Source organism: Sphingobium sp. SCG-1 (assembly GCF_002953135.1).
GTDB lineage: Bacteria > Pseudomonadota > Alphaproteobacteria > Sphingomonadales > Sphingomonadaceae > Sphingobium.
In genome coordinates this window covers 107925-132076 of the sequence record NZ_CP026372.1, presented here as the reverse complement: position 1 = coordinate 132076, position 24152 = coordinate 107925, and the positions used below count along the sequence as shown (strand labels likewise).

Here is a 24152-nt window from a genome sequence, read left to right as displayed (position 1 = left end):
GGCGGACCGGGGGGCAATGATAGGCATGCGATAAATGGATGTTTTTGCGGGAATGTGTAGGAAGGACGCGATGAGACATATGCTGATCTTCGGACTGGGCTATACGACGGGGCGGCTAGCGCGACGGCTGATCGGCGATGGATGGCGCGTTACTGCGACACGGAGAGATGCCGTGGATGGGGCGTTGGCCTTTGATGATGCCGACGCGGTGCGGACGAGCCTGGCGACAGCGACGCACATCATCTCGTCCGTGCCACCGGGCGATGACGGGCGCGACCCGGTGCTGACGCGCTATGGCGCGGACATCATGACGTCACCGACGCGCTGGATCGGCTATATCTCCGCGACCGGCGTTTATGGCGATACGGGCGGGGCATGGGTGGACGAGCGCGCACCGATCGGCCATGGCAGACGCGGCGCACGGGCGGAGGCCGACCTCGCCTGGGGCGGCGTGCGTGACGATGTGCGCGTCTTTCGGCTGCCCGGTATCTATGGGCCGGGGCGATCCGCAATAGATCGCCTGCTGGACGGACGGGCGCGGCGGATCGACTTGCCGGGGCAGGTGTTCAGCCGGGTGCATGTCGATGACATCGTCTCGGGCATAGTCGCGGGGTTCGAGGGGCCGCCGGGCGTCTATAATCTGGCGGACGACTATCCGTGCAGCCAGAATCGCGTGATCGAAGCCGCATGTGCGCTGAGCGGACTTCCGCTGCCGCCGCTGCTCTCACTGGAAGAAGCGAAGCTCACGCCGATGGCGCGGGGCTTCTATGGGGAGAACCGCCGGATCGCGAACGGCAAGGCGAAGCGGCTGCTGCGCTGGACTCCTCGCTATCCGACCTATCGCGAGGGCTTGGCGCGCATCGCGATGACCATGCCGGCGATCGACAGCGCCGCGCCTGCCGCCGCCAGCGTCGACCAGCGATAGCTTTCGAACAACGTCGAAAGCAGCATGGCGATCACAGGGACCAGAACGCCGGAATAGGCGGCGCGGCCCGCTCCGATCTGCTGGATCAGGCGAAAATAGAGCGGGAAGGTGCAGACCGACCCGGCGATCGCAAGATAGACGACGCCCGCAACATAAGCCGGACGCGAGTCCAACACCGGCGACCCACTAGTGATCCAGGCCAGCGCCGCGTCCATGACGCCACCCAGCAGCATTGCCCAGGCAAGGAGGCTGATGATCGGCAGGCGGCGGGCTATCGGCGATCCCTGCATCACATTGGAGACCGATGCCGCCAGCAAACCGCAGAGTGAGAGTCCGATCCCGGTCAGCACCGCCCCCGGCGCGACGTCGGCATAGCGATATTCGCGCAGGAAAAGTAGCGTGACTCCGCTGACCGCGACCACCGATCCCAGAATGAAGTTCCGGCTTACCGGTTGGCGGAACGCGATCCATGCGAACAGGCTGTTTGGGATCAGCAGCAGCGCGTAGAATACCGCGACGACGCCGGATGTCAGCACCAGCTCGGCACGATACACGAAGTTGAAGTTGAGCATGAACTGCGTTGCGCCCAGGCCCGCAGCGAAGGCGATGCCCCTCCCCCCGATCCACAGCGGCAAGCGGCGGATGCGTGCCAGCACGAACATCCCGACGCTCGCCAACAGGAAACGATAGGCGACGGACCAGCTTGGCGGCACCGCGCTCACCTGATCGCGGATGACGAGCCATGTCGACCCCCAGATCAAGGTGACGATCGCGAAGGGAATGAGTATGCCGGGGCTGAGCAGCGATGGCGCGTGGTGGTCGCGTCCCGTGCTGGCGCTCATATCGTAATCATAGGGCAGCGATGGCGTTGGCGAGCGGCTGCACGTCCTTCGCTTCGTGGTGCCAGCATGTCACGAGCCGGGCCGCGCCTTCGCCCCAGTCGTAGAAGTCGAAGCCTTGCGCGCGCAGAGTGGCGGCTTCTTGAGCAGTCACACGCAGGAAAATTTCATTCGCTTCCACGAGATGCATACAACGTGCTCCTGCCGCCTCAGCGATGATTCGCGCGGCGGCATTGGCGGCGCGTGCATTGTCGAGCCACAAATCTCCCTCCAGCATCGCCAGCAACTGCGCGGCGAGGTAGCGACCTTTCGAAAGGAGGTGTCCGGCGCGCTTCCGGCGGCGCAGCGTGTCGGCCGCCAGCGCGGGATCGAAGAAGATCAGCGCTTCAGCCGTCATGCCACCATTCTTGACGAAGCCGAAGGACAGGGCATCGACGCCTGCCCGCCACGTCAGGTCCGCGGGGTGGCAACCCAGCGTCGCAACGGCGTTGGCGAAACGCGCGCCGTCCATGTGGAAGCCAAGGCCGTGTTCGCGGCAGAGTGCCCCAAGGGCCGCGACTTCGGCTGGTGAATAGACGCGGCCATATTCGGTAGCGTTGGTGATGGTAAGCGCGTGCGGCTGCACCTGATGCACATCGTTGCGGATGGCGGAAAGGCGGCTCTGTAGCGCATCAGGCGAAATCTTCGCGCCATCGCCCGGAACCGTCATCAGCTTCGCGCCATGGGTGAAGAACTCCGGCGCCCCGCCTTCGTCGGTTTCGACATGCGCCTCCTCATGGCACAGCACGCCACCGAAGGGCGGGCATAGTGCCGCCAAGGCGAGACAGTTGGCGACCGTGCCTGTCGTGACCCACAAGGCCGCGACGTCCTTTTCGAATAGCCGAGAGAACGAATCGCTGAGTCGCGCGCTCCACGCGTCGCCATCATACGCCGTGTCGACATGGTCGGCGTCTGCCAGCGCGGAGAGAATCTGAGGGGAAACGCGCGCGGCATTGTCGGAAAAGAAGTGCATGGCGGCCTCCATGCGACGCCACGCGATATGGGTCAACGTCCGACCGCAAACGTCAGCGTTTACCGGCGTTTATAACCATTATGGACGATAACTCAGGTCGTCGCAGGCGGTGCTGCGGCCAGTCGTTAAACCCAGTTTAAGGGCATCGGAACGCTTCTGTAACGCTCAACGTCATTTTGTCGTGAATATGCAGTTAACGTTACTGCACAGCGAAGGCTTCACAGGTTCCGGACTATCCGAAGGCAACCTCGGACAGGAACCTAAGCCAATGTATTTGACCGTTAATAACCTGGATCTCAACTTGAGCTTAAACCCCAACAGCTGGATTGGTTCCCACAAGGCAGGAACAATTCTCGGAAGCATCTACAACGATGTGTTCTATGGCATTTCAGGCGACCGGATGTACGGCGGTTCGGGGGACGACCATTATTATGTGTGGGACCAGAACTACTCCGTTACGGAGTATGCTGGCCAAGGCATCGATACCCTCTACAGCTATGCCTACACTCCGATAACGCTGTCCGCGAACGTCGAAAACCTGGTGCTGGCCGGTGCGGGCGCGAAGATGGGTTTCGGTAACGGCCTCAACAACATCATCACCGCGGGGTCGGTCGGCGCCTATATGAACGCCGGCAAAGGCAATGACGTGCTGGTCGGCGGCGCGGGCATGGATACGATGGTCGTCAAGGCGGGTGAAGGGTCGGACACCGTCTACAACTTCACCTCGGGTAAGGATCTGATCCGGCTCGACGGCTTCGATATCGGTAGCTTCAAGAACCTGATGGCACATGCGACGCAGCAGGGATCGGATGTGCACTTCGACCTTGGCAATGGTGAAGAGTTGATGGTGCGCGGCGCGACGGTCGGCAGCTTCAAGGCGACTGACTTCGCGTTCCTGAACGACAGCGCGATCGTAGTCGACACGCCCGCGTCGCGACCCACGACAGGGCAGAACACCTTGAGCGGCACCCATGCCGGACAGACCAGCAATGGCTGGTACGCGATCAACAACGCCTGGAACTCTGCCAGCCTGAAGTACGGCACGGATTATACCAACAGCGTTTCCTACACATACAAGGATCTCTCGAAGGGTACGACCTTCAACTGGGATTTCCCCACGCTGACGCTGGCCGAAGGCGCTGCGGGCAATGTGCTCGCCTATCCCGACCTGCTGTTCGGTGCTTCGCCTTTCTCGGGCGGCACCAATCCTGGCGACAAGGCGCAGGTGTTTCCGGTGCAGATCAGCAAGCTCAACGCATTGACCGCCGACTTCGACGTTGCGTTCAATGGCGACACCAGCGGCTTCAACGTGGCCTTCGACATCTGGCTGACGAACAAGCCGGGCGGCGACGCCTCCACCGTCACCAACGAAATAATGGTGTGGCTGCACAAGGGCAATTTCGAAGCGTTCGGCGACAAAATCGGCACCTATCAGGACGGCGATTTCGTTGGCACTATCTACCGTGCGCCGGGGACGCATTACACCGCGATCGTCGCCAATAGCGACACGCCGGTCGGCAAGCTCGACATGGTGAAGCTGTTTGATACGCTGATCGAGATGGGGATCGTCAGCAAGGACGAGTATCTCGCCATGTCGCAACTCGGGGCCGAAGTGGTCTCTGGTTCAGGCACGCTGACCATCAATCACCTGGCCTATGATGTGCAGACCACGAACAGCGACGGCACGATCAAAACCCAGCATGTGACAGGCACCGGTACGACAACGCAAGTCATCGATCCCGTTACCGAGATCGAGGGTACGAACGGCGCTGATGTGCTGGAAGCGACGGCGACGAAATCGATTGTGCATGCGCTGGACGGCAACGACACGCTGATCGCGAGCAATGGCACTAACACGCTCTTCGGTGGCAAGGGGCATGATACCTACGTCCTGCATTCGAGCAGCGACGTAATCGTCGAACTGGCAAATGAAGGCATCGACACAGTCAAGGCGGGGTTCAGCTATGCCCTGACCGATCATGTCGAAAACCTGATCCTCACCGGCAAGGCCGCTATCGATGGCGTGGGCAATGCGCTCGACAACATGATGACCGGCAACGATGCCGCCAACAAGCTGGAGGGCGGAGCAGGCGACGACAGGCTGGAAGGCAATGGCGGCGCGGACATTCTGGTCGGCGGCGAAGGCTTCGACTTCGCGACCTACACGTCTGCGGCGCAGGCGGTGAAGGTCGACATGCTGACCGCATCGATCAACACGGGCGATGCAAAGGGTGATGTCTACATGTCCATCGAGGGCGTCATTGGCTCAGCGTTCAACGACTGGATCGCAGGCGATCACACCGCCAACAAGCTGATGGGCGGCGATGGTGACGATTATCTTGCGGGCCGGGGCGGCAACGACCTGCTGATCGGGGGGCGGGCAACGACAAGCTGAACGGTGGCTATGGCAACGACACCTTCCAGTTCAATGTCGGCAGCGGACGCGACGTCGTCGAAGATTTCGCCGTGACCGGCAGCGCCCATGACTGGATCAGCCTCGACACGGCGCTGGGCGTTTCGAGCTACGCCGATGTGATGGCACATGCCAAGCAAGTGGCGCACAACACCGTCATCACCTTCGACAGCGGCGATTCGATCCTCCTCTACAATACGCAGATGAAGACGCTCACGGCGGACGACTTCCTGTTCGTCTCCTAAGTACAACAGCTTAGTCGGGGCGCAGTTGCGACGAACCGCATGCGCCCCGGCCGTGGTTAGCAATGCATTAGCGATTTGCCTGCTATTAAGTATGTTAGCAAAGGCGGGGTGGACGGCCCCGCCGACTCGCAAACATACCGTTCCAGGACAACTCGTATAATGTCGCACGGACTGACAGCCGGGGCTTACGACGCCTTCGACCCAAAGACAGCGTTTGCCGCCTTTGCCGAGGCGCAGCGATGAACGCGTTGACGACGCCGGCTGATGCCGCGCGAGCGATGCCCACATCGGACCTGATGGAAGCGGTGCGCCGCTACCGGAAGGCGTGGATCACCGTCGGTTTCCTCAGTGCCGTGCTCAGTGTGCTGCAACTGAGCGGCGCGCTCTACATGATGATGGTCTATGACTCGGTGCTGCCGAGCCGGAGCATCCCGACGCTGATCGGCCTGCTGGCGATGCTGGTCGTGATGTACGCTTTCCAGGGCGTGTTCGACACGATGCGCACGCGCATATTGGGCGACATCGCGGCCGCGCTAGACCGTGAGTGGTCGCCGCGCGTGCAGCGAGCAATTTCGGACGCTGCCTTGCGTGGCCGTTCAGCACCCGGCGACGGCCTGACGCCGATGCGCGATCTTGAGAATATCCGTAGCTTCATGTCCGGACCCGGACCCGGCACGATCATGGACTTGCCGTGGATCGCCTTCTTCCTCGGCATCCTGTTCCTGTTGCACGTGTGGCTGGGCGTCACTGCTCTGGTGGGCGCGATCCTGCTCCTGGGTCTGACGCTTCTGACTGACAAGGCAATCAAGGCGCCCGCTGCGAAGCTGAGCCAGGTCTCCGCCTACCGCAACAGCATGGCCGAAACCAATCTGCGCCATGTCGAACTGCTCTCCGTTCTAGGGATGCGCGGTCGGATGGAAGAGCGCTGGCAGAATGTAAACCGCATGTTCCTGTCCGCGCAAAGCAGCCTCGCGCGGTCTACCGGCGTGCTGGGCGGTTTCAGCAAACTTGGCCGCCTGTTCCTGCAATCGGCGATCCTGACGGTCGGCGCATTGCTGGTGATCGACGGGAAAGCCAGCGGCGGGGTGATCTTCGCCTCATCGATCCTGTCGGCGCGCGCGCTTGCGCCAATCGATCAGGCAATCGCAAACTGGCGCAACCTTGCCGCGGCGCGGATCGGCTGGCGGCGGTTGTCTGCCCTTCTGCGTGATGTTCCGCCAGAGCCTGAATGGGATATCGTGCTGCCTGCCCCTGAAATGCGGCTGGAAGTGCATAATCTGTGCGTGGCCCCTCCGGGTACGCAGCGCCTGACGGTGCAGGGCGTGGAATTCACGTTGGAAGCCGGATCGGCGCTGGCGGTGATCGGGGCGAGTGCGGCGGGCAAATCCTCGCTGGCGCGTGCAATCGTGGGTGCATGGCGTCCGGTGCGTGGTTCGGTGCGGATGGACGGCGCGACACTCGACCAGTGGCCGTCTGATGTGCTGGGCCGGTCGATCGGCTATATGCCGCAGATGGTGGAGCTGTTCGACGGCACCATTGCGGACAACATCTCCCGCTTCATGCCGGGTCAGAACTCCGACGCGGTGATTGCCGCCGCCAAGGCTGCGGGCGTGCATGACATGATCGTCGCTATGCCGCTCGGCTACCAGACGCCGGTTGGGCATGAGGGCACCTGTCTGTCCGCGGGCCAGCGCCAGCGTGTCGGCTTGGCCCGCGCGCTCTATGGCGATCCGTTCCTGGTGCTTCTCGACGAACCCAATTCCAATCTCGATGGTGCGGGGGAACGCGCGCTGAGCGCCGCGATCATGAGCGTGCGCGAGCGCAAGGGCATCGTGATCGTCATTGCACATCGTCCGTCTGCCTTGGCCTCGGTCGATCTGGTGCTGGTGATGCGCGATGGCCGTGCCGATGGCTTTGGCCCCCGCGATGAAATATTGGACAAGTTCCTGAAGCTGCCCAACCCCAATGCCCCGGCAGGCGCAAAGCCAGCCCCCGGCGCTTCCACTCAGCAGCAGGCTGCCTGACATGACCGAACAGATGTTAACGCTTTCCCAGCGCCCTGCGCCGCCACAAGTCTTCGAACCGGAAGCCCGCCTCAACGGTTCGCTCAGGACGGCAGTGTTGCTGATGTCGGTGCTTGTTTTCGGCATTGGTGGCGCAGCGGCGTTCGTGCCAATGGGCGGCGCAATAGTCGCCAGCGGGCAACTCGGCGTCGAGTCGCGCGTCAAGCAGATCACGCACCCGACCGGCGGGGTAGTGTCCGAAATTCTGGTGCAGAACGGCCAGCATGTGCGCAAGGGACAGTTGCTGATGCGCCTTGACGACAAGGTGCTTGGCACCGACGCACAGCTTTCCGCGCTGTCGCTGGACCAGATGGTTGCGCAACGCGCGCGCCTGGAAGCAGAGCGGATGGGCGCACCCGCGATCCGCTTCCCCGACACTTTGCTGAAACGAACCGATGCCAGTGCGCGGGCGGCGATGGCCGACGAGCAGAAGCTCTTCGACATCCGCCGTTCCGAAGGCGCGGGCCTCACTGCCCAGCTTCATTCGCGCATCGGCCAATATGGGCAGGAGATCGCCGGATATCGTGCGCAGATCGCCGCGCTCCAGAAGCAGGCGGTGCTGATCCAGCCCGAATTGGCGGGCGTGCGCGAACTCTATGGTAAGAAGCTGGTGACGTTGAACCGCGTCAATCAACTTGAGCGCACATCGGCGGATATCGGCGGCAGCGTCGGTGCGCTGAACGCGCAGATCGCACAGACGATGGCCCGCATATCCGAAACCCGGCAGCAGATCATCCAGCTTGGCGAGACCCGGCGTTCGGACGCGGGCGTGCAACTGGCGCAGATCAATAATGCGCTGAACGAGCAGCAGGTCCGCAGCGTATCGGCAATGGACGCGCAGAGCCGCACGATGATCCGCGCGCCGTATGACGGTGTCGTGGACAAGCTTGCCGCCGCGACGATCGGCGGCGTCATCCGCCCCGCCGACACGATCATGGAGATCGTGCCGGATCAGGACCGACTGCTCGTGGAAGGGGCGATCAACCCGCAGGATATCGACCGCGTGCACAGCGGCCAGCCGGCGCGTATTCGCCTCAGCTCAGCCAGCGCGACCACTACGCCCGAACTGCATGGCAAGGTCGTGTTCGTCGCTGCCGAACGCACTGTCGAACAAGCGTCACAGCGCAGCTATTTTCCGGTGCGTGTCGAGATCGACCCCCGGGACATCAAGAGCCTTTCGGGCGTGAAGATGAAGGCGGGTATGCCTGCCGAAATCTTTGTGGAAAGTGGCAGCCGGACAATGTTGTCCTACCTCACCAAGCCCTTGCGCGATCAATTTCAGCGCGCGTTCCGGGATAATTGAGGATCGCACCCAGGAAAATTTCGGCTAAGGCCGTTGTAGGCGCTTGATCTCGATCAAGAATCTGGCTGTATGGCAGTTCTAAGGCTTGTGCTAATTCGTGCATTACGAAGACGCTAACCTAGGAATACTACGTGCCGGAATCTACTACTACCCAGGCGCTCACGGGCGTCCGTGGCCTTGACGACATCCTTGTAGGCGGACTGACACGCGGTCGCGTGTATCTGCTGGAGGGAAGTCCCGGCGCGGGCAAGACGACAATCGCCACGCAGTTCCTGATGGAAGGCGCAGCCAAGGGCGAAACGTGCCTGTACGTTACCTTGTCCGAGACCGAGGAAGAGTTGCGCGACAGCGCCGCGTCGCATGGCTGGGACCTTCAGAACATCAACCTGTTCGAACTGGTGCCGCCGGAGAGCCTGCTGGATGAACAGCAGCAGCAGAGTCTTCTCTATTCCTCCGATCTGGAACTGGGCGAGACGACCCGCAGAATTTTCGATACGTTCGAGCGTGTGAAGCCCGATCGCGTCGTCCTCGACAGTCTGTCGGAGATACGCCTGCTGGCACAAAGCTCACTGCGGTATCGCCGCCAGATCCTCGCGCTGAAGCACTTTTTCGCGACCCAGAACGCCACGGTCCTGATGCTCGACGACATGACGGCCGAAGTTGCCGACAAGACCGTGCACAGCGTCGCCCATGGGGTTATCCGGCTGGAAGAACTTTCCCCCGGCTATGGACCGGAGCGTCGACGGCTGCGTGTGGTGAAGTATCGCGGTCGGCGTTTTCGCGGCGGCTATCACGATTTCGTGATCGACACGGGCGGCGTGCGCGTGTTCCCGCGACTGGTATCGGCGGAGCACAGGACGAAGTTTGCGCGTGACATCGTGACGAGCGAAACGCCGGAACTGGATTCCTTGCTCGGGGGCGGCATAGAGCGAGGGTCCAGCGTGCTGGTTCTCGGACCTGCTGGCACGGGCAAATCGCTGCTCGTCCTTACCTTCGTCGCTGCGGCGGTTGCGCGCGGCGAACGCGCTGCGATGTTCGTGTTCGACGAGGAAGTGGGGCTGCTGTTCAACCGGGCGCTTGGCGTGGGCATCGACATGCAGGCAATGGTCGATGCGGGCAATCTGCTGATCGAACAGGTCGATGCAGCGGAACTCTCGCCCGGCGAATTTTCCGAGCGTGTGCGCAACTGCGTGGAGCGTCACGAGGTACGCACGATCGTCATCGACAGCCTGAACGGCTATCAGGCGGCAATGCCCGAGGAGAATGCGCTGATCCTCCACATGCATGAACTGCTGCAATATTTGAACCGTCAGGGCGCTACGACGTTTCTGACGGTGGCGCAGCATGGGCTGGTCGGAGATATGAAGTCGCCTGTGGATGTTACTTACCTCGCCGATACGGTTGTCTTGCTGCGCTATTTCGAAGCGAGCGGGCGCGTGCGCCGCGCGATTTCGATCATCAAGAAGCGTACCGGCGCGCATGAGGACACCATTCGCGAATACCGGATCGGCGCCAACGGCATACGTCTGGGCGAGCCATTGACGGGGTTTCAGGGCGTTCTGCGCGGCGTGCCCAGTTTCACGGGCAGCGGTCCGGCGTTGCTCGAAGACGACAGGGCATGATCCCCCATCTTTCCGAACGCGCACTGATATTAGCACCAAGAGGACGGGACGCGGACATCGCCGCGTCCATGCTGGTGGAAGCCGGATTGAAGTCGCAGATTTGCGACGGACTCACCGCGCTCGTCCGCGAATTGGAGCATGGCGCTGGCTTTGCGTTGCTGGCGGAGGAAGGTTTGCGGACGGCTGACCTTAATCCACTGGCGCAATGGCTTCAGGGGCAGCCGGAATGGTCGGATTTTCCTTTCGTCCTGCTGACGCAGCGCGGCGGCGGACTGGAGCGCAACCCCTCTGCGCAGCGTTTCCTCGGCACGCTGGGCAATGTGACGTTCCTGGAGCGGCCGTTTCACCCAACTACGCTTATCAGCCTAGCTCAATCGGCCTTGCGCGGTCGCCGCCGCCAATATGAAGCGCGGGCGCGGCTGGAAGAACTGCATGTCGGCGCGGAGAAATACCGGTCCCTTTTCGAATCTATCGATGCGGGCTTCTGCATTATCGAAATCGTCTTCGATGAAGCGGGAAAGCCCGTCGACTACATCTTCCGCGAAGCCAATCCCGCCTTCGAGCGCCAAACGGGCCTCAAGAACGCGGTGGGCATGGCTATACGGTCGATGGTGCCGGGTCATGAACAGCATTGGTTCGACATATACGGGAAGGTCGCGCTGACCGGCGAAAGCATCCGCTTCGAGCATGAAGCGGATGCGCTGGGGGGATATTGGTACGATGTCTATGCCTTGCGCGTCGGCGATCCTGCTGCTCGGCAAGTCGCAGTCTTGTTCAACGACATAACCCAGCGTCGCCGGATCGAAGCTGCTTTGCGTGAAAGCGAGGAACGCTTGCGAGGGCTGAACGAAACGCTGGAGGAACGCGTGGCGCAGCGTTCGCGCGAATTGGAGCTGGCGCAGGAGGCGCTGCGCCAGTCGCAGAAGCTTGAGGCGATGGGGCAGCTTACCGGCGGCGTGGCGCATGACTTCAACAATTTGCTGACCCCCATTGTCGGCAGTCTGGACCTGTTGCAGCGGCGCGGATTGGGGACAGAGCGCGAGCGCCGCCTGATCGACGGCGCGGTGCAATCGGCAGACCGCGCCAAGACGCTGGTTCAGCGCCTCCTCGCCTTCGCACGACGTCAACCATTGCAGGTGAAGGCGATCGATATAAGCGCGCTGATCCGGGACATGGCCGACCTGATCGCCAGCACCTCCGGTCCCCGCGTCAAGGTCGAGCTTGCGGTGGCGGACGATCTTCCGCCTGCTCGTGCCGATGCGAACCAGATCGAAATGGCGCTGCTCAATCTTGCGGTGAACGCGCGCGATGCCATGCCCGAAGGCGGCACTCTTACCATTGGCGCGACCGTACAGAAACTCGTTCCGCGCAACGCCGTCCGTCTGCCGAGCGGAGAGTTCATCCGCCTCTATGTCGAGGACACCGGCATCGGCATGGACGAAAAGACGATCGCCAAGGCCATCGAGCCGTTTTTCACCACCAAAGGCGTGGGACAGGGGACCGGCCTTGGGCTTTCGATGGTGCATGGCCTTGCCGCGCAATTGGGCGGCGGACTTACCATCGACAGTAAGCTGGGCGAAGGCACCACGATCAATCTATGGCTGCCCGTCAGTCAGAAGCCGCTTGAGGAAACCGCGTCCGTCACCGAGGTCGCCATGCCGCAGACGGACCGGGGCACCGTGCTGGTTGTCGACGACGAGGATCTGGTGCGCGCCAGCACCGCCCATATGTTGAGCGAGCTGGGCTACAGCGTGCTTGAGGCGGTGTCCGCCGAAGACGCCTTGAAGGTGCTCGACACGCCGTCGAACATCGACCTGCTCGTCACCGACCACTTGATGCCGGGGATTACCGGGACAGATTTGGCGGGGCGGGCACGTAAAATGCGGCCCGATCTGCGTATCCTCGTCATCTCCGGTTATGCGGAGACGAAGGGCATATCGCCCGATCTTCCGCGCCTGACCAAGCCGTTCAAGCAGACCGATCTGGCCGCGAGCCTGGCGCACCTGTAACGGCGCGCCAGTTTTCGCTCACTCCTCGCCCATCCGCAGCGCGGCGATGAAGGCTTCCTGCGGAATCTGCACGCTGCCATATTCGCGCATCCGCTTCTTGCCTTCCTTCTGCTTGTCGAGCAGCTTCTTCTTGCGGCTGATGTCGCCGCCATAGCATTTCGCGGTCACGTCCTTGCGCATCGCGGCGATGGTCTCGCGGGCGATCACCTTGCCGCCGATTGCGGCCTGGATCGGGATCTTGAAAAGGTGGCGCGGAATCAAGTCCTTCAATCGCTCGCACATGCCGCGTCCGCGCGTTTCCGCCGTGCCGCGATGGACGATCATGCTTAGCGCATCGACTGGCTCACTGTTGACCATAATGCTCATCTTGACGAGGTCGCCCTCGCGATAGCCGATCTGGTGATAGTCGAAGCTGGCGTAGCCGCGGCTGATGCTTTTTAGACGGTCATAGAAATCAAATACAACTTCGTTGAGCGGTAGCTCGTACGTCACCTGCGCGCGGCCCCCGACATAAGTGAGGTTCTTCTGAATGCCGCGCCGGTCCTGGCACAGCTTCAAGATGGAGCCGAGATATTCGTCGGGGCAGTAGATGATCGCTTCGATCCATGGCTCCTCGATACTGCCGATCTTGGTGGGATCGGGCATATCGGCAGGGTTGTGGAGTTCGATCTCGCCTGCGCCATAGGTAAGCTGGATTTTGTAGACCACCGACGGCGCCGTGGTGATTAGGTCGAGGTCATATTCGCGGGTGAGCCGCTCCTGAATGATTTCAAGGTGGAGCAACCCAAGGAACCCGCATCGGAAGCCGAAGCCCAAAGCTGCGCTGCTCTCCATTTCGAAGCTGAACGAAGCGTCGTTGAGGCGCAGCTTCGAAATCGAGTCACGCAGCTTGTCGAAATCCGCCGCGTCGACGGGAAAGAGCCCGCAGAACACCACCGGCTGCACTTCCTTGAAGCCCGGCAGCGGCTTCGCGGCGGGGTTCTTCACTGTGGTGATCGTATCGCCGACGCGCGTCTGGCTGATGTCCTTGATCTGCGCAGTGATGAAGCCGATTTCGCCTGCCGCGATCTCCGGCAGCGTTTCGATCTTGGGCCGCATGCAGCCGACGCGGTCGATCAGATGCTCGGTGCCGCCGATCATGAACTTGATGTTCTGACCCTTCTTGATGACGCCATTCACAACGCGCACCAGAATGACGACGCCCAGATACGGATCGTACCAGCTATCGACCAACATCGCTTCCAACGGCGCATCGCGATCACCCTTCGGTGCAGGGATCTTCTTGACGATGGCTTCGAGGACTTCGTCAATGCCGATGCCGGACTTGGCCGACGCAAGCACCGCTTCGGACGCATCAAGGCCGATGACTTCCTCGATCTCCGCTTTCACCTTTTCCGGTTCGGCGGCAGGCAAATCGATCTTGTTGATGACGGGCACGATCTCATGGTCATGCTCGATCGACTGATACACGTTGGCGAGCGTCTGCGCCTCCACGCCCTGCGCCGCGTCCACCACCAGCAGCGCGCCTTCGCACGCGGCAAGGCTACGAGAGACTTCATAGGCGAAGTCGACATGACCCGGCGTGTCCATCAGATTCAGTTCGTAGGTGAGGCCATCCTTCGCGGTGTAGTCGAGGCGCACGGTCTGCGCCTTGATCGTGATGCCGCGTTCCTTCTCGATGTCCATATTGTCGAGCACCTGCGCGGACATTTCCCGGTCGGTCAGGCCGCCGCAACGCTGGATCAGACGATCGGCAAGCGTCGATTTGCCATGGTCGATATGGGCAATGATGGAGAAGTTACGAATGCGGCTGAGTTCTGTCATGCAGCGCCGATAGCAGCATGTGCGCAGAAGCAAAAGCGCCGCCGCAACGGCCAGCTAATAGTGATGCGCATCACGATCGTCATTGCCGAACGCGGTATAGCTATTTTAAAGGTGATGCCGTTACGGTATGCGCGAAATGGTAATTTTGGGGGATGAAATGAGTATTCGGAAGATTACAGCGCTGCTGGCGGCGGCAGCAACGATGACGGCACCGGCCTATGGCGCGCCGCGCCAGGCAAAGCCGTCAGGTACGCAGCGCTTGCAGGAGCAGGCTGTGCAGGACGTGCCACGCTGTTCGCGCAAGCTTGGCACCGTGTCGGTCATGGACGGCGATGATCCATCAGGCTGGACGCAGTTCCAGCTCACTGGCCCACAGAAGCTTATCAAGGTGCTGGTGCAGCGTTCCGGCTGCTTCAATCTGGTCGATCGCGGTTCGGGTCTCAGCGCCGCGCAACGTGAGCGCGACATCGGCAGCGACCTTGGTTTGCAGCGTCGCTCCAATGTCGGTCAGGGCCAGATCAAGGCCGCGGATTATGTTCTGGTTGCTGAAGTGCAGGCGTCGAATCGCAATTCTGGCGGTAGCGGCGTTGCTGGCGGCATCGGCGGGCTGATCGGGGGCCGGGCGCTCGGCGCGCTTGCTGGCGGCATCGGCAGCAAGAAGATGGAGGCGAACACCGTCTTGTCGTTGACCAACGTCCGCACGACCGAAACCGTTTCGGTGGTCGACGGCTATGCGGCGAAGAACAGCGTCTCCTTCGGTGTCGGCGGCGGCAGCTTCTTCGGCGGCGGCGCGGCTGCGGCAGTCGGCGGCGGCTATGACAATACCGACATCGGTCGCATCGTGACGCTGGCCTTCATTCAGGCCTATACCAAGATGGTCAACGAACTCGGGCTGGTCCAGCCCGGTGCCGTTGGCACGGCGGAAGCCTCGCCCACCAAGACCTTCACTGCCCAGGGCCCGGTCGCCATGCGCAAGACGCCTGCACCGGGCGGCGCGGCCATCCGCACGCTTCCGGCTGGCTCGATCGTCTATCCGACCGGCAATAAGCAAGGTCTGTGGTGGGAAGTCGCCGACGAGAATGACAATGTCGGCTGGGTATTGAACAGCCGGCTCGCGCCCAGCAACTAAGCGGTTGGCGTCAGGAGTGGCGGCCTGAACGGCGGTCACTCCTCCGAGCCGTAGCATATTCCCGTAAATCGAAAGGCCCGGCCAATCAGCCGGGCCTTTCCTGTTTTCAGTTAGGGGTGGCGGCCCGCGCGTTCTGCCCGTCGCCTTCCGGCGCGGCGATGATGTCACGGGTGGTTGCGCCCTTGTCGACGACGTTGGTGTCGGGATCGGCGACCGAGGACCGGATGCCCGGGTCGGCAGCATTGCGGCCCGCCGATTGCAGCGCGGCGCTCTCCGTGCCGCTACGGGCCGCAGGGCCACCAAATAGGGCGTCCATCGCCTGACGCGTCGAATCGGCAGTCGCGACCGGCGCGGCACCTGGCGCTGGCGGTACGAGCGCGAAGTCCGGCGGGATCACCAGCGGAGCCTGACGCGAGACGGCGAACTCATCGGGACGCTCACGATTGAAAAGTCCCGTGGAACCGCAGGCTGAAAGCACCGTGACGCTGGCGAGCAGGCTGCCGGTGAGAAGAACTTTACGCATTATCATCATGACTCCGTCTTTGCGTCCTTCTCGCGCAGCAGCAACGCCCGCGCAAGCAGGATCAGCACTCCGATGGTGATCGCCGCATCGGCGAGATTGAAAATAAGGAAGGGTCGCCACTCGCCGATGTGCAAGTCGGCGTAATCGATCACGAAGCCCAGGCGGCTGCGGTCGATGATGTTGCCGATCGCGCCGCCCAGCACGAGACCCAGCGCGAGCACATCGTCCCGCGCCTTTTCACGCCACATCCAGATGCCGACGAATATGGCGATGGCGGCGGTCATCGCCACCAGCACCCAGCGTGCCGTCTCGGTATCGGCATGGAAGAAACCCATCGACACGCCGCGATTCTCCAGCCAGCGCAGGCGGAAGATCGGCAGCAACTCGATGCCGACCTCGGCGCGCGACTTGAGCGCCAACGGCACGGTGACGATATATTTCACGAGCTGATCGAGGATCACGACGATCGCGGCGACGATCAGCCCGAGTGGACGATAATTACGCGTCATGCGTTCAGCACCGTGTCACAGCGATCGCAGAGCGCGCCGTCCTCGGTGACTTCGGGGAGCAATCGCCAGCAGCGGCCGCATTTGCTCCACTCTGATGGCTGGACGGCAATGGCGTCACTTTCCCCGTTCATATCCACCTTTGCGACAATGCAGATTTCCGCAAGGTCGATGTTCGCCGCTTCCGGCACCGCGCTCATCACGACTTCCGCCTCCAGGCTGGAGCGAACGATCTTCTCGCGGCGCAAGGGTTCAATGGCTTCGTTCACCTGATCGCGCGATGAACGGATGGCTGCCCAGCGTTCGCCCAGTGCGTCGTCACGCCATGACGCATCCACCTGCGGCCATTCTAGGAAGTGGACGCTGGCAGCGGGATCGGGATAGCGGCTCTGCCAAACTTCCTCCGCCGTAAAGGGGATGATCGGCGCGGCGTAGCGCACGAGGGCATCGAACAGCGTGTCGAGGACAGTCCGATAGGCGCGGCGCTTCGGATCGGACGGCGCGTCGCAGTATAGGCAGTCCTTGCGGATATCGAAGAAGAAGGCCGACAAGTCGATATTGGCGAAGTCCATCAGCGCGCGGGTGTAGCGGCTGAATTCCAGCCAGTTTTCGCTGTCCGCTTTCTTGTCCACCACGGAACGCAATTCGGCATCCAGTGTGGCGAGGCGGTGGAGCATGTAGAGCTCCAGTTCCGGCATCGTGGTGACTGGCACGCGCTCCGCATCGCTGAAATCGGACAGCGCGCCCAGCAGATAGCGGAACGTGTTGCGCAGCTTGCGATAGGCGTCGCTCGATCCGGCGAGGACTTCCTTGCCGATCTTCACGTCATCGAAATAGTCGGTGGAGGCGACCCAGACGCGCAGGATGTCCGCGCCACTCTCGCTCATGATCTTGAGCGGATCGACCACATTGCCGAGCGATTTCGACATCTTGCGGCCCTGCCCGTCCAGCGCGAAGCCGTGTGTCAGCACCGCCTTGTATGGTGCGCAGCCGCGCGTGCCGCTGGATTCAAGGAGCGAGGACTGGAACCAGCCGCGATGCTGGTCAGACCCTTCGAGATACAGGTCGGCCCGCGTGCCCTTGCCGTAGCGTGCCTCGACCACGAAGCTGTGCGTCGATCCGCTGTCGAACCATACGTCGAGGATGTCGTTGACGACTTCATAGTCGGCGAGGTCGTAGTCCGGGCCAAGCAGGCTGGCATGATCCGCGCCGAACCAAGCGTCCGCGCCGCCGTTGCGGAAAGCTTCCACGATGCGGGCGTTGACGGCGGGGTCGTTCAGATATTCGCCGCTCTGACGGTGCACATAGAGCGCGATCGGCACGCCCCACGCGCGCTGGCGGGAGATCACCCAGTCCGGGCGGCCCTCGACCATCGACCGGATGCGATTGGTGGAGCGCTCCGGCACCCAGCGGGTGTGGGCGATGGCGTCCAGCGCTACGTCGCGGAGAGTGGGGCTGTTGCTGCCCAACTTCTCGACAAGTGCTTCTTTTTCTCCGTTCGTGTCGAGCGCAGGGTCGAGCTTGCCGAGAACCGAAGTCGAGACATCCATCGGGATGAACCATTGCGGCGTGCAGCGGTAGATGATCCGCGCCTTGCTCCGCCAGCTATGCGGATAGCTGTGCCTGAAGTCGTCCGACGCGGCGAGCAGCGCGCCCGCTTCGCGCAGGTCGGTGCAGATCGGGCCGTCCTTGCTCACGAACTTCATGTTGATGACGGAGCCTTGTCCGCCCAGCCACAGCCAGTCGTCGCGATACTTGCCCTCCGCATTCACCGCGAAGACGGGTTCGATGCCATGGGCCTTGCAGACGAGGAAATCTTCCTCGCCATGGTCAGGCGCCATGTGGACGAGGCCGGTGCCCGCGTCGGTGGTGACATGCTCGGCGGGCAGGAACGGACGGGGCTTGGCGAAGAAGCCGCCAAGCTTGTGCATCGGGTGGCGGGCGGTGGCTCCGGCGAGTTGCGAGCCACGGAAAGATGCCAGAACCGATGACTCTACATTATCAATAGAGCGACCATCGTCCGTCCTGCTTTTCCTAACGCGATCCACAAGAACTGGAAGCAACTCCTTGGCTACCACATAATACTGGCCATACTGAATGCCTGCCGGGTCTTCTTCGGCCGTCCATGTCCAATTGATGATAGCATGGACATACTCAATCTCTTCCCCATAAGCCAAAGCCTGATTGACAGGGATCGTCCAAGGCGTCGTCGTCCAGATCACCGCATAAGCGCCAACCAGTTCCGGCGCGTTCGGCGCGTCCACGATCTCGAACCCCACATCGATCTGGGTCGAGACCACATCCTCATACTCGACTTCGGCCTCCGCCAGCGCCGTCTTCTCGACCGGCGACCACATCACCGGCTTTGCGCCGCGATACAGTTGACCGCTTTCCGCGAATTTCAGGATTTCGCCGACGATGGTCGCTTCGGCTTCGAACTTCATGGTGAGGTACGGATCGTCCCAGTCGCCCATCACGCCCAAGCGCTTGAACTGCTCTTTCTGCACTTCGACCCACTTGTCGGCATAGGCGCGGCATTGGGCGCGGAATTCTTGAGCGGGAACCTCGTCCTTGTTCAGCTTCTTCTTGCGATATTCTTCCTCGATCTTCCATTCGATCGGCAGGCCATGGCAATCCCAGCCGGGCACGTAAGGCGCATCCTTGCCGAGCAGCGACTGGCTGCGGACGATGATGTCCTTCAGCACCTTGTTCATCGCATGGCCCATGTGGATGTCGCCATTGGCATAGGGCGGGCCGTCATGCAGGATGAAGCGCTCACGCCCTGCGCGCTTCTCGCGCAGCTTTCCGTACAGGTCCATCTCCGCCCAGCGCGAGGCAATGGCGGGTTCCTTCTGCGCAAGGCCCGCCTTCATCGGGAAGTCAGTCTGCGGCAGGAAGACGGTGGACTTGTAATCGGGTGCGTCGGTCATGCGTATCCGGTCAATCAACTAATCCGTTCGCCCTGAGCGGAGTCGAAGGGCACTGCTGAACGAAGGAAAGCACCTTCGCTTCGCTCAGTGGAAGGCTTCGACAGGCTCAGCCCGAACGGGTGAGAAAAGCGTGCGCGGTGCTTAGGCGACGTGAGGGCCGCCTGCAAGTTTTTGGGCCCCAAGGATTTGCCGCGCACGGGCGATATCCTTGTCCATCTGCGCGACCAAGCTGTCGAGGCCATCGAACTTCGCTTCGCCGCGCAGCCGTTCGATCAACTGCACTTCGATGCACTGACCGTATAGGTCTTCGGCGAAATCGAGGAAATAGGGTTCCAGCAATTCCTTGGGCGGATCGAAGGTCGGGCGGATGCCGAGATTGGCCGCGCCGTCGAGCACGCGTCCATCGGGGAGCACACCGCGCACCGCGTAAATGCCATAGGAGGGCCGGAGGTACTTGCCCATGTCAATGTTCGCCGTGGGATAGCCGATCGTCCGGCCGACCTTGTCGCCATGCTGCACGATGCCCTCAATCGCGAACGGACGCGTGAGCAGTTGCGTGGCGGTGGCGCAGTCGCCCGTTTTCAGTGCTGCGCGGATGCGGCTGGAGGATACCGCCGTGCCATCTGCCGTCGCGACCGGACCCACGGTTCGGGTGGCGATGCCGAGGGGTGCGCCGATTTCCGCCAGGCGCGCGGTGGTGCCTGCCTTTCCCTTGGCGAAAGTGAAGTCCTCGCCCGTCACCACGCCTGCGGGACCAACCTGCTCGTGCAGCATCTGCGTCACGAACTCTTCGGGCGTCAGCGCGGCCATCGCGTGATCGAAGTGGAACACCAGCATGGCATCCGCCCCCGCCTGTGCAAACAGGCGCTCGCGTTGGTCCAGGCTGGTCAGGCGGAAGGGCGGCGCGTCAGGATGGAACAGCCGCGTTGGATGTGGGTCGAAAGTGGCGACGATGACCGGGCGACTCTCGGCCCGCGCCCATTCCACGGCGCGACCGACCACGGCCTGATGCCCGAGATGAAATCCGTCAAAATTACCCAGCGCGACAATAGCTCCGCGATATTCCGCAGGCACTGCCTCGCCGCTTCCCAGCCGCTGCATGGGCCGGGCTATAGGCGGAGCGGGGGCAGGAGGCAATTGCGTAACATCAGGCGCGACGCAGCGTGACGAAGCTGTAGCCGGGTCGCCCATTTTCCTGAGGGTGATCCTGACGCATGATTTCGGTCCAGAGCGCCGGATCGGGCGCGTCGATGGATGCATCACCTTCAGCGTCAAGATGGACTTCGGTCAACTCGATGCGGTCGGCGACGGGCAGGAACAGCCGGTATATCTCCGCGCCTCCGATGACCGAGATGACGGGGGCATTGGCGAGGCGGATCGATGCCTCAACATCATGCGCAACTTCCGCGCCGTCCTCCTGCCACTCGGTATCGCGCGTGAGCACGATATGGCGGCGACCGCCCAGCAATCCGGGCAGGCTGTCGAAGGTCTTGCGGCCCATTATCATCGGGCGGTCCTGCGTCAGCATCTTGAAGCGGCGCAGGTCGGCGGGAAGGTGCCATGGGAGCGTGCCGTCCCGCCCGATCACGCCATTATCGGCGCGGGCGAGGATCAGGACGATTTCAGGGTGGGTCGTCGGCATGAATTTCGCTCCTGTCCGACAGGGGTGTTCAGATCACCAGCCGAGTGACATGCCCCATCTTGCGGCCCGATCGGGCCTCACCTTTACCGTATAGATGCAGATGATTGGACGGATCGGCAAGGATGGTCTGCCATTGCTCGACCTCATACCCGATCAGGTTGCGCATTTCGACATGGGACGCGGCAAGCGCCGTGTCGCCCAGCGGGAGGCCGCAAATGGCGCGCACATGATTTTCGAACTGGCTGGTTAGCGCGCCTTCGATTGTCCAATGGCCGCTGTTGTGGACGCGCGGGGCCATTTCGTTGAACACCGGGCCGTCGGGCGAGGCAAAGAATTCGACCGCCAGCACACCAACATAATCCAGCGCTTCGAGCAATTGCCGGGTCAGCGCCCGCGCCTGTTCGCCTTGCGCGGCGATGATACCGCCCGCGGGGACCGTCGAGGTGGCGAGAATGCCGTCGACATGCACGTTGGCGGGGCTGTCCCAGAAGCGGATTTCCCCTTCCGCCCCGCGTGCCGCGATGACGGAAAACTCCTGATCGAAGGTCACGAAGCCTTCGAGGATGGCGGACGCGCGCCCGATGGAGTTCCATGCGCCGACGCTGTCGCCGGGGACGTGGATGCGCGCCTGTCCCTTGCCGTCATAGCCCATGCGGTTGGTCTTGAGGATGGCGGGCACGCCGATCTGCTCGATGGCGGTGTCGAGTTCGTCGAGGCTGGACACCGCCTCGAACGGCGCGGTCACACCGCCCAGATCATTGACGAAGCGCTTCTCCGCCAGCCGATCCTGCGCGATGCGGAGCGCGGCAACGCCGGGGCGGACCAGGCCATGAGCACTCAGCACGTCGACGGCGGCAGTGTCGATATTCTCGAATTCGTAGGTGACGACTTCCACACTATCCGCAAAGCGCGCGAGTGCTTCGGCGTCGGTGTAGGATGCTTGGGTCCAGCGCGGTGATACGTCTGCCGCCGGGCCGCTGGCGTTCGGCGCGTAGATATGCGTGCGGTAGCCCAATTGCGCGGCCGCCATGGCGATCATCCGGCCGAGCTGGCCGCCGCCCAATATGCCTATGGTGGATCCCGGTGGGATCGCCGTCATGCTTCGTCCACCGGCGTTTCAGCGACGGAGGCGGTCTGCTTCTCCCGCCAAGCGTCAAGGCGCGCCGCTAGTGCATCGTCCGTGGTCGCCAGCATGGCGGCCGCCAGCAACGCCGCGTTGGTCGCGCCGGCCTTGCCGATGGCGAGCGTGCCGACGGGAATACCAGCGGGCATCTGCACGATGGAGAGCAGGCTGTCCATGCCGGAGAGCGCCTTCGATTCGACCGGAACCCCTAACACAGGCAGACGCGTCATGGCGGCGGCCATGCCCGGCAAATGCGCCGCGCCGCCTGCGCCCGCAATAATGGCTTTCAGGCCACGCCCTGCTGCGGACTTGGCGTAGTCGTAAAGGCGATCTGGTGTGCGATGCGCGGAGACGACTTTGCACTCATGCGCAATATCGAGCGCCGTCAGCGTTTCGGAGGCATGGCGCATCGTGTCCCAATCGGACCGGCTACCCATGATGATGCCGACCTGCACCTGTTCCGCCATGATCGCTCCCCTTGGAGGCCAAAGCCCCGGAAGCACCGCCCCTTAGCGGTGCAGGCGATTTATCGCAATCGGCTTACCGCTCCGACAGATAATAGCGATCGGTCGCGGCCAGATTGTCGTCCAATTCATAGACGATGGGCTGACCCGTCGGGATCTCAAGGCTGGTGATCTCGTCATCCGAGATGCCCGACAGATGCTTGACCAGCGCGCGCAGCGAATTGCCGTGTGCGGAGATCAGCACGCGCTTGCCTGCCTTCAATTCCGGCACGATGCGGCTTTCCCAATAGGGCAGCACGCGCGCGATGGTGTCTTTCAGCGATTCGGTCTGCGGAATGGCGATCCCTGCGTAGCGGCGATCCTGCGACAGATCGAACGCGCTGCCCGCTTCCAGCACGGGCGGCGGAATGTCGAAGCTGCGGCGCCAGATGTGGACCTGCTCATCGCCATGCTTGGCTGCGGTCTCCGCCTTGTCGAGACCAGTGAGGCCGCCATAATGACGCTCGTTGAGGTGCCAATCCTTTTCTACCGGGAGCCACAGGCGACCCATTTCTTCGAGCGCCAGGTTCAGGGTCTTGATCGCGCGCGTTTGGAGCGAGGTGAAGCAGGCGTCGAAGTCGAGACCCTTGGCCTTCATCAATTGTCCGGCCGCGCGCGCCTCGCCCGCGCCTTTTTCGGTCACGTCGACATCCCACCAGCCGGTGAAGCGATTTTCCAGGTTCCAGGAGGACTGGCCATGGCGAATGAGGACGAGCGTGGGCATTGCGGTCTCCCTTGGGTAGTCGGACGGGCTTTCCATAGCGGCAAAATCGGGCCATGCAATGCGCCGCAGATCAGGAGACAGCCATGGCAATCACTCGCAATACGATGGTGCATGAGGGACCGGGCGGTCTTTTCGAATCGGTTGTCGTAACTGATGATGGCGCGGCGTCGGTGCCGGGCATCCTGCTGTTTCCCAATGTGCTGGGCACCAAGGAAGCCGACTTCACGATGGCGGAGAAAGTCGCGGCGCTGGGATATGCAGTGCTGGTCGCTGATGTCTATGGGCAAGGGCGTCGCACGACGCGTGCGGACCCGGACATGGCGCGTTATATGAAAGAACTGAATGATGATCGGGCGTTGATGAAGGCGCGACTGCTTCGATCGCTGGAAGTTCTAAAGGGCATTTCCGCTGTCGATGCGGCGCGAACCGCTGCGATCGGCTACTGTTTCGGGGGTAAATGCGTGCTGGATCTGGCGCGCGCGGGCGCAGACATACGGGGCGGTGTCAGCTTTCATGGTGTGTACGACGCGCCGCCTTTCGCCAATGCGGCGATTACGGCCAAGCTGCTGATCTGCCACGGCTGGGACGATCCCATTGCACCGCCAGACGCCATGGTCGGACTTGGCCGCGAACTGACCGAGGCAGGCTGCGACTGGCAGATTCACGCCTATGGGCAAACCGGCCATGCCTTTACCGATCGCGATGCGAACATGCCCGAGCGTGGCCTTGCCTATCAGCCCGATGCCGATCGGCGTAGCTTCAAGGCGATGACCGACTTCCTGGCTGAGGTGCTGGCGTAGCACCCGTGCTTGCCACC

The 24152-nt window shown here is 62.3% G+C and carries 20 protein-coding genes; 9 read left to right on the top strand and 11 right to left on the bottom strand.

Features of this window, described 5'->3' with window-relative positions; translation table 11 throughout:
* The first annotated feature begins 70 nt into the window (after nt 1-70).
* Nucleotides 71-925 carry an NAD(P)-dependent oxidoreductase gene (locus C1T17_RS00545; RefSeq protein WP_104951733.1) on the top strand — a complete coding sequence of 285 codons (855 nt, stop codon included), beginning with the start codon at nt 71-73 and terminating at the stop codon, nt 923-925.
* Here the strand turns inward: C1T17_RS00545 and C1T17_RS00540 are convergent.
* Nucleotides 838-1767, bottom strand: coding sequence for a DMT family transporter (locus C1T17_RS00540; protein ID WP_104951732.1), 930 nt, complete (start codon nt 1765-1767; stop codon nt 838-840). The genes C1T17_RS00545 and C1T17_RS00540 overlap by 88 nt on opposite strands.
* A gap of 7 nt (nt 1768-1774) precedes the next feature.
* Entirely contained in the window at nt 1775-2776 is a 1002-nt protein-coding gene (locus C1T17_RS00535; RefSeq protein ID WP_104954904.1) for a threonine aldolase family protein, read from the bottom strand.
* Nucleotides 2777-3044: 268 nt separating this feature from the next.
* Here C1T17_RS00535 and C1T17_RS21975 point away from each other — a divergent pair, with 268 nt between their 5' ends.
* The 6 genes from C1T17_RS21975 (at nt 3045) to C1T17_RS00505 (ending at nt 12431) form a co-directional block, all read left to right on the top strand.
* Nucleotides 3045-5171 carry a GH12 family glycosyl hydrolase domain-containing protein gene (locus C1T17_RS21975; RefSeq protein ID WP_317617065.1) on the top strand — a complete coding sequence of 709 codons (2127 nt, stop codon included), beginning with the start codon at nt 3045-3047 and terminating at the stop codon, nt 5169-5171.
* A 71-nt stretch (nt 5172-5242) separates the two neighbouring features.
* A complete protein-coding gene (locus tag C1T17_RS21485) occupies nt 5243-5434 on the top strand; it encodes a hypothetical protein (RefSeq protein WP_104951730.1) in 192 nt (63 codons plus the stop codon).
* 239 nt (nt 5435-5673) lie between these two features.
* Nucleotides 5674-7458, top strand: a complete 1785-nt coding sequence (locus tag C1T17_RS00520) for a type I secretion system permease/ATPase (RefSeq protein ID WP_223262721.1) — start codon at nt 5674-5676, stop codon at nt 7456-7458.
* Nucleotide 7459: 1 nt separating this feature from the next.
* A complete protein-coding gene (locus C1T17_RS00515; RefSeq protein ID WP_189338441.1) occupies nt 7460-8800 on the top strand; it encodes an HlyD family type I secretion periplasmic adaptor subunit in 1341 nt (446 codons plus the stop codon).
* 131 nt (nt 8801-8931) lie between these two features.
* The gene (locus C1T17_RS00510) at nt 8932-10422 is read left to right on the top strand and encodes an ATPase domain-containing protein (protein ID WP_104951728.1); all 1491 of its coding nucleotides are present in this window, start codon (nt 8932-8934) and stop codon (nt 10420-10422) included.
* Nucleotides 10419-12431 carry an ATP-binding protein gene (locus tag C1T17_RS00505; protein WP_104951727.1) on the top strand — a complete coding sequence of 671 codons (2013 nt, stop codon included), beginning with the start codon at nt 10419-10421 and terminating at the stop codon, nt 12429-12431. The genes C1T17_RS00510 and C1T17_RS00505 overlap by 4 nt, the downstream gene beginning before the upstream one ends.
* An 18-nt stretch (nt 12432-12449) precedes the next feature.
* Here C1T17_RS00505 and lepA read toward each other — a convergent pair whose 3' ends face one another.
* Nucleotides 12450-14255: a translation elongation factor 4 gene (gene lepA, locus C1T17_RS00500; protein WP_104951726.1), complete on the bottom strand. Its 1806-nt coding sequence runs from the start codon at nt 14253-14255 to the stop codon at nt 12450-12452.
* A gap of 157 nt (nt 14256-14412) precedes the next feature.
* On the opposite strand from lepA, the gene C1T17_RS00495 reads away from it, so the two are divergent.
* On the top strand, nt 14413-15384 hold the full coding sequence (locus tag C1T17_RS00495) for a CsgG/HfaB family protein (RefSeq protein ID WP_104954902.1): 972 nt from the start codon (nt 14413-14415) through the stop codon (nt 15382-15384).
* A gap of 106 nt (nt 15385-15490) precedes the next feature.
* Here the strand turns inward: C1T17_RS00495 and C1T17_RS00490 are convergent, their stop codons facing one another.
* The 8 genes from C1T17_RS00490 to gpmA form a co-directional block, all read right to left on the bottom strand.
* The gene (locus C1T17_RS00490; RefSeq protein WP_104954901.1) at nt 15491-15907 is read right to left on the bottom strand and encodes a DUF3035 domain-containing protein; all 417 of its coding nucleotides are present in this window, start codon (nt 15905-15907) and stop codon (nt 15491-15493) included.
* 5 nt (nt 15908-15912) lie between these two features.
* Nucleotides 15913-16416: a signal peptidase II gene (gene lspA, locus C1T17_RS00485; RefSeq protein WP_104951725.1), complete on the bottom strand. Its 504-nt coding sequence runs from the start codon at nt 16414-16416 to the stop codon at nt 15913-15915.
* On the bottom strand, nt 16413-19343 hold the full coding sequence (gene ileS / locus C1T17_RS00480; RefSeq protein WP_104951724.1) for an isoleucine--tRNA ligase: 2931 nt from the start codon (nt 19341-19343) through the stop codon (nt 16413-16415). The genes lspA and ileS overlap by 4 nt, the downstream gene beginning before the upstream one ends.
* A gap of 141 nt (nt 19344-19484) precedes the next feature.
* Nucleotides 19485-20444, bottom strand: coding sequence for a bifunctional riboflavin kinase/FAD synthetase (locus C1T17_RS00475; protein ID WP_104951723.1), 960 nt, complete (start codon nt 20442-20444; stop codon nt 19485-19487).
* A gap of 46 nt (nt 20445-20490) precedes the next feature.
* Nucleotides 20491-20985 carry a dihydrofolate reductase gene (locus C1T17_RS00470; protein WP_104951722.1) on the bottom strand — a complete coding sequence of 165 codons (495 nt, stop codon included), beginning with the start codon at nt 20983-20985 and terminating at the stop codon, nt 20491-20493.
* Nucleotides 20986-21013: 28 nt separating this feature from the next.
* Complete coding sequence (locus C1T17_RS00465) at nt 21014-22084, bottom strand: 5-(carboxyamino)imidazole ribonucleotide synthase (RefSeq protein WP_104951721.1); 1071 nt, start codon at nt 22082-22084, stop codon at nt 21014-21016.
* Nucleotides 22081-22575, bottom strand: a complete 495-nt coding sequence (gene purE / locus C1T17_RS00460) for a 5-(carboxyamino)imidazole ribonucleotide mutase (RefSeq protein WP_104951720.1) — start codon at nt 22573-22575, stop codon at nt 22081-22083. Before purE ends, C1T17_RS00465 begins: the two co-directional genes overlap by 4 nt.
* Before the next feature lie 73 nt (nt 22576-22648).
* A complete protein-coding gene (gpmA, locus tag C1T17_RS00455; RefSeq protein WP_104951719.1) occupies nt 22649-23335 on the bottom strand; it encodes a 2,3-diphosphoglycerate-dependent phosphoglycerate mutase in 687 nt (228 codons plus the stop codon).
* A gap of 83 nt (nt 23336-23418) precedes the next feature.
* Here gpmA and C1T17_RS00450 point away from each other — a divergent pair, with 83 nt between their 5' ends.
* The gene (locus C1T17_RS00450) at nt 23419-24135 is read left to right on the top strand and encodes a dienelactone hydrolase family protein (RefSeq protein ID WP_104954900.1); all 717 of its coding nucleotides are present in this window, start codon (nt 23419-23421) and stop codon (nt 24133-24135) included.
* Nucleotides 24136-24152 lie beyond the last annotated feature (17 nt).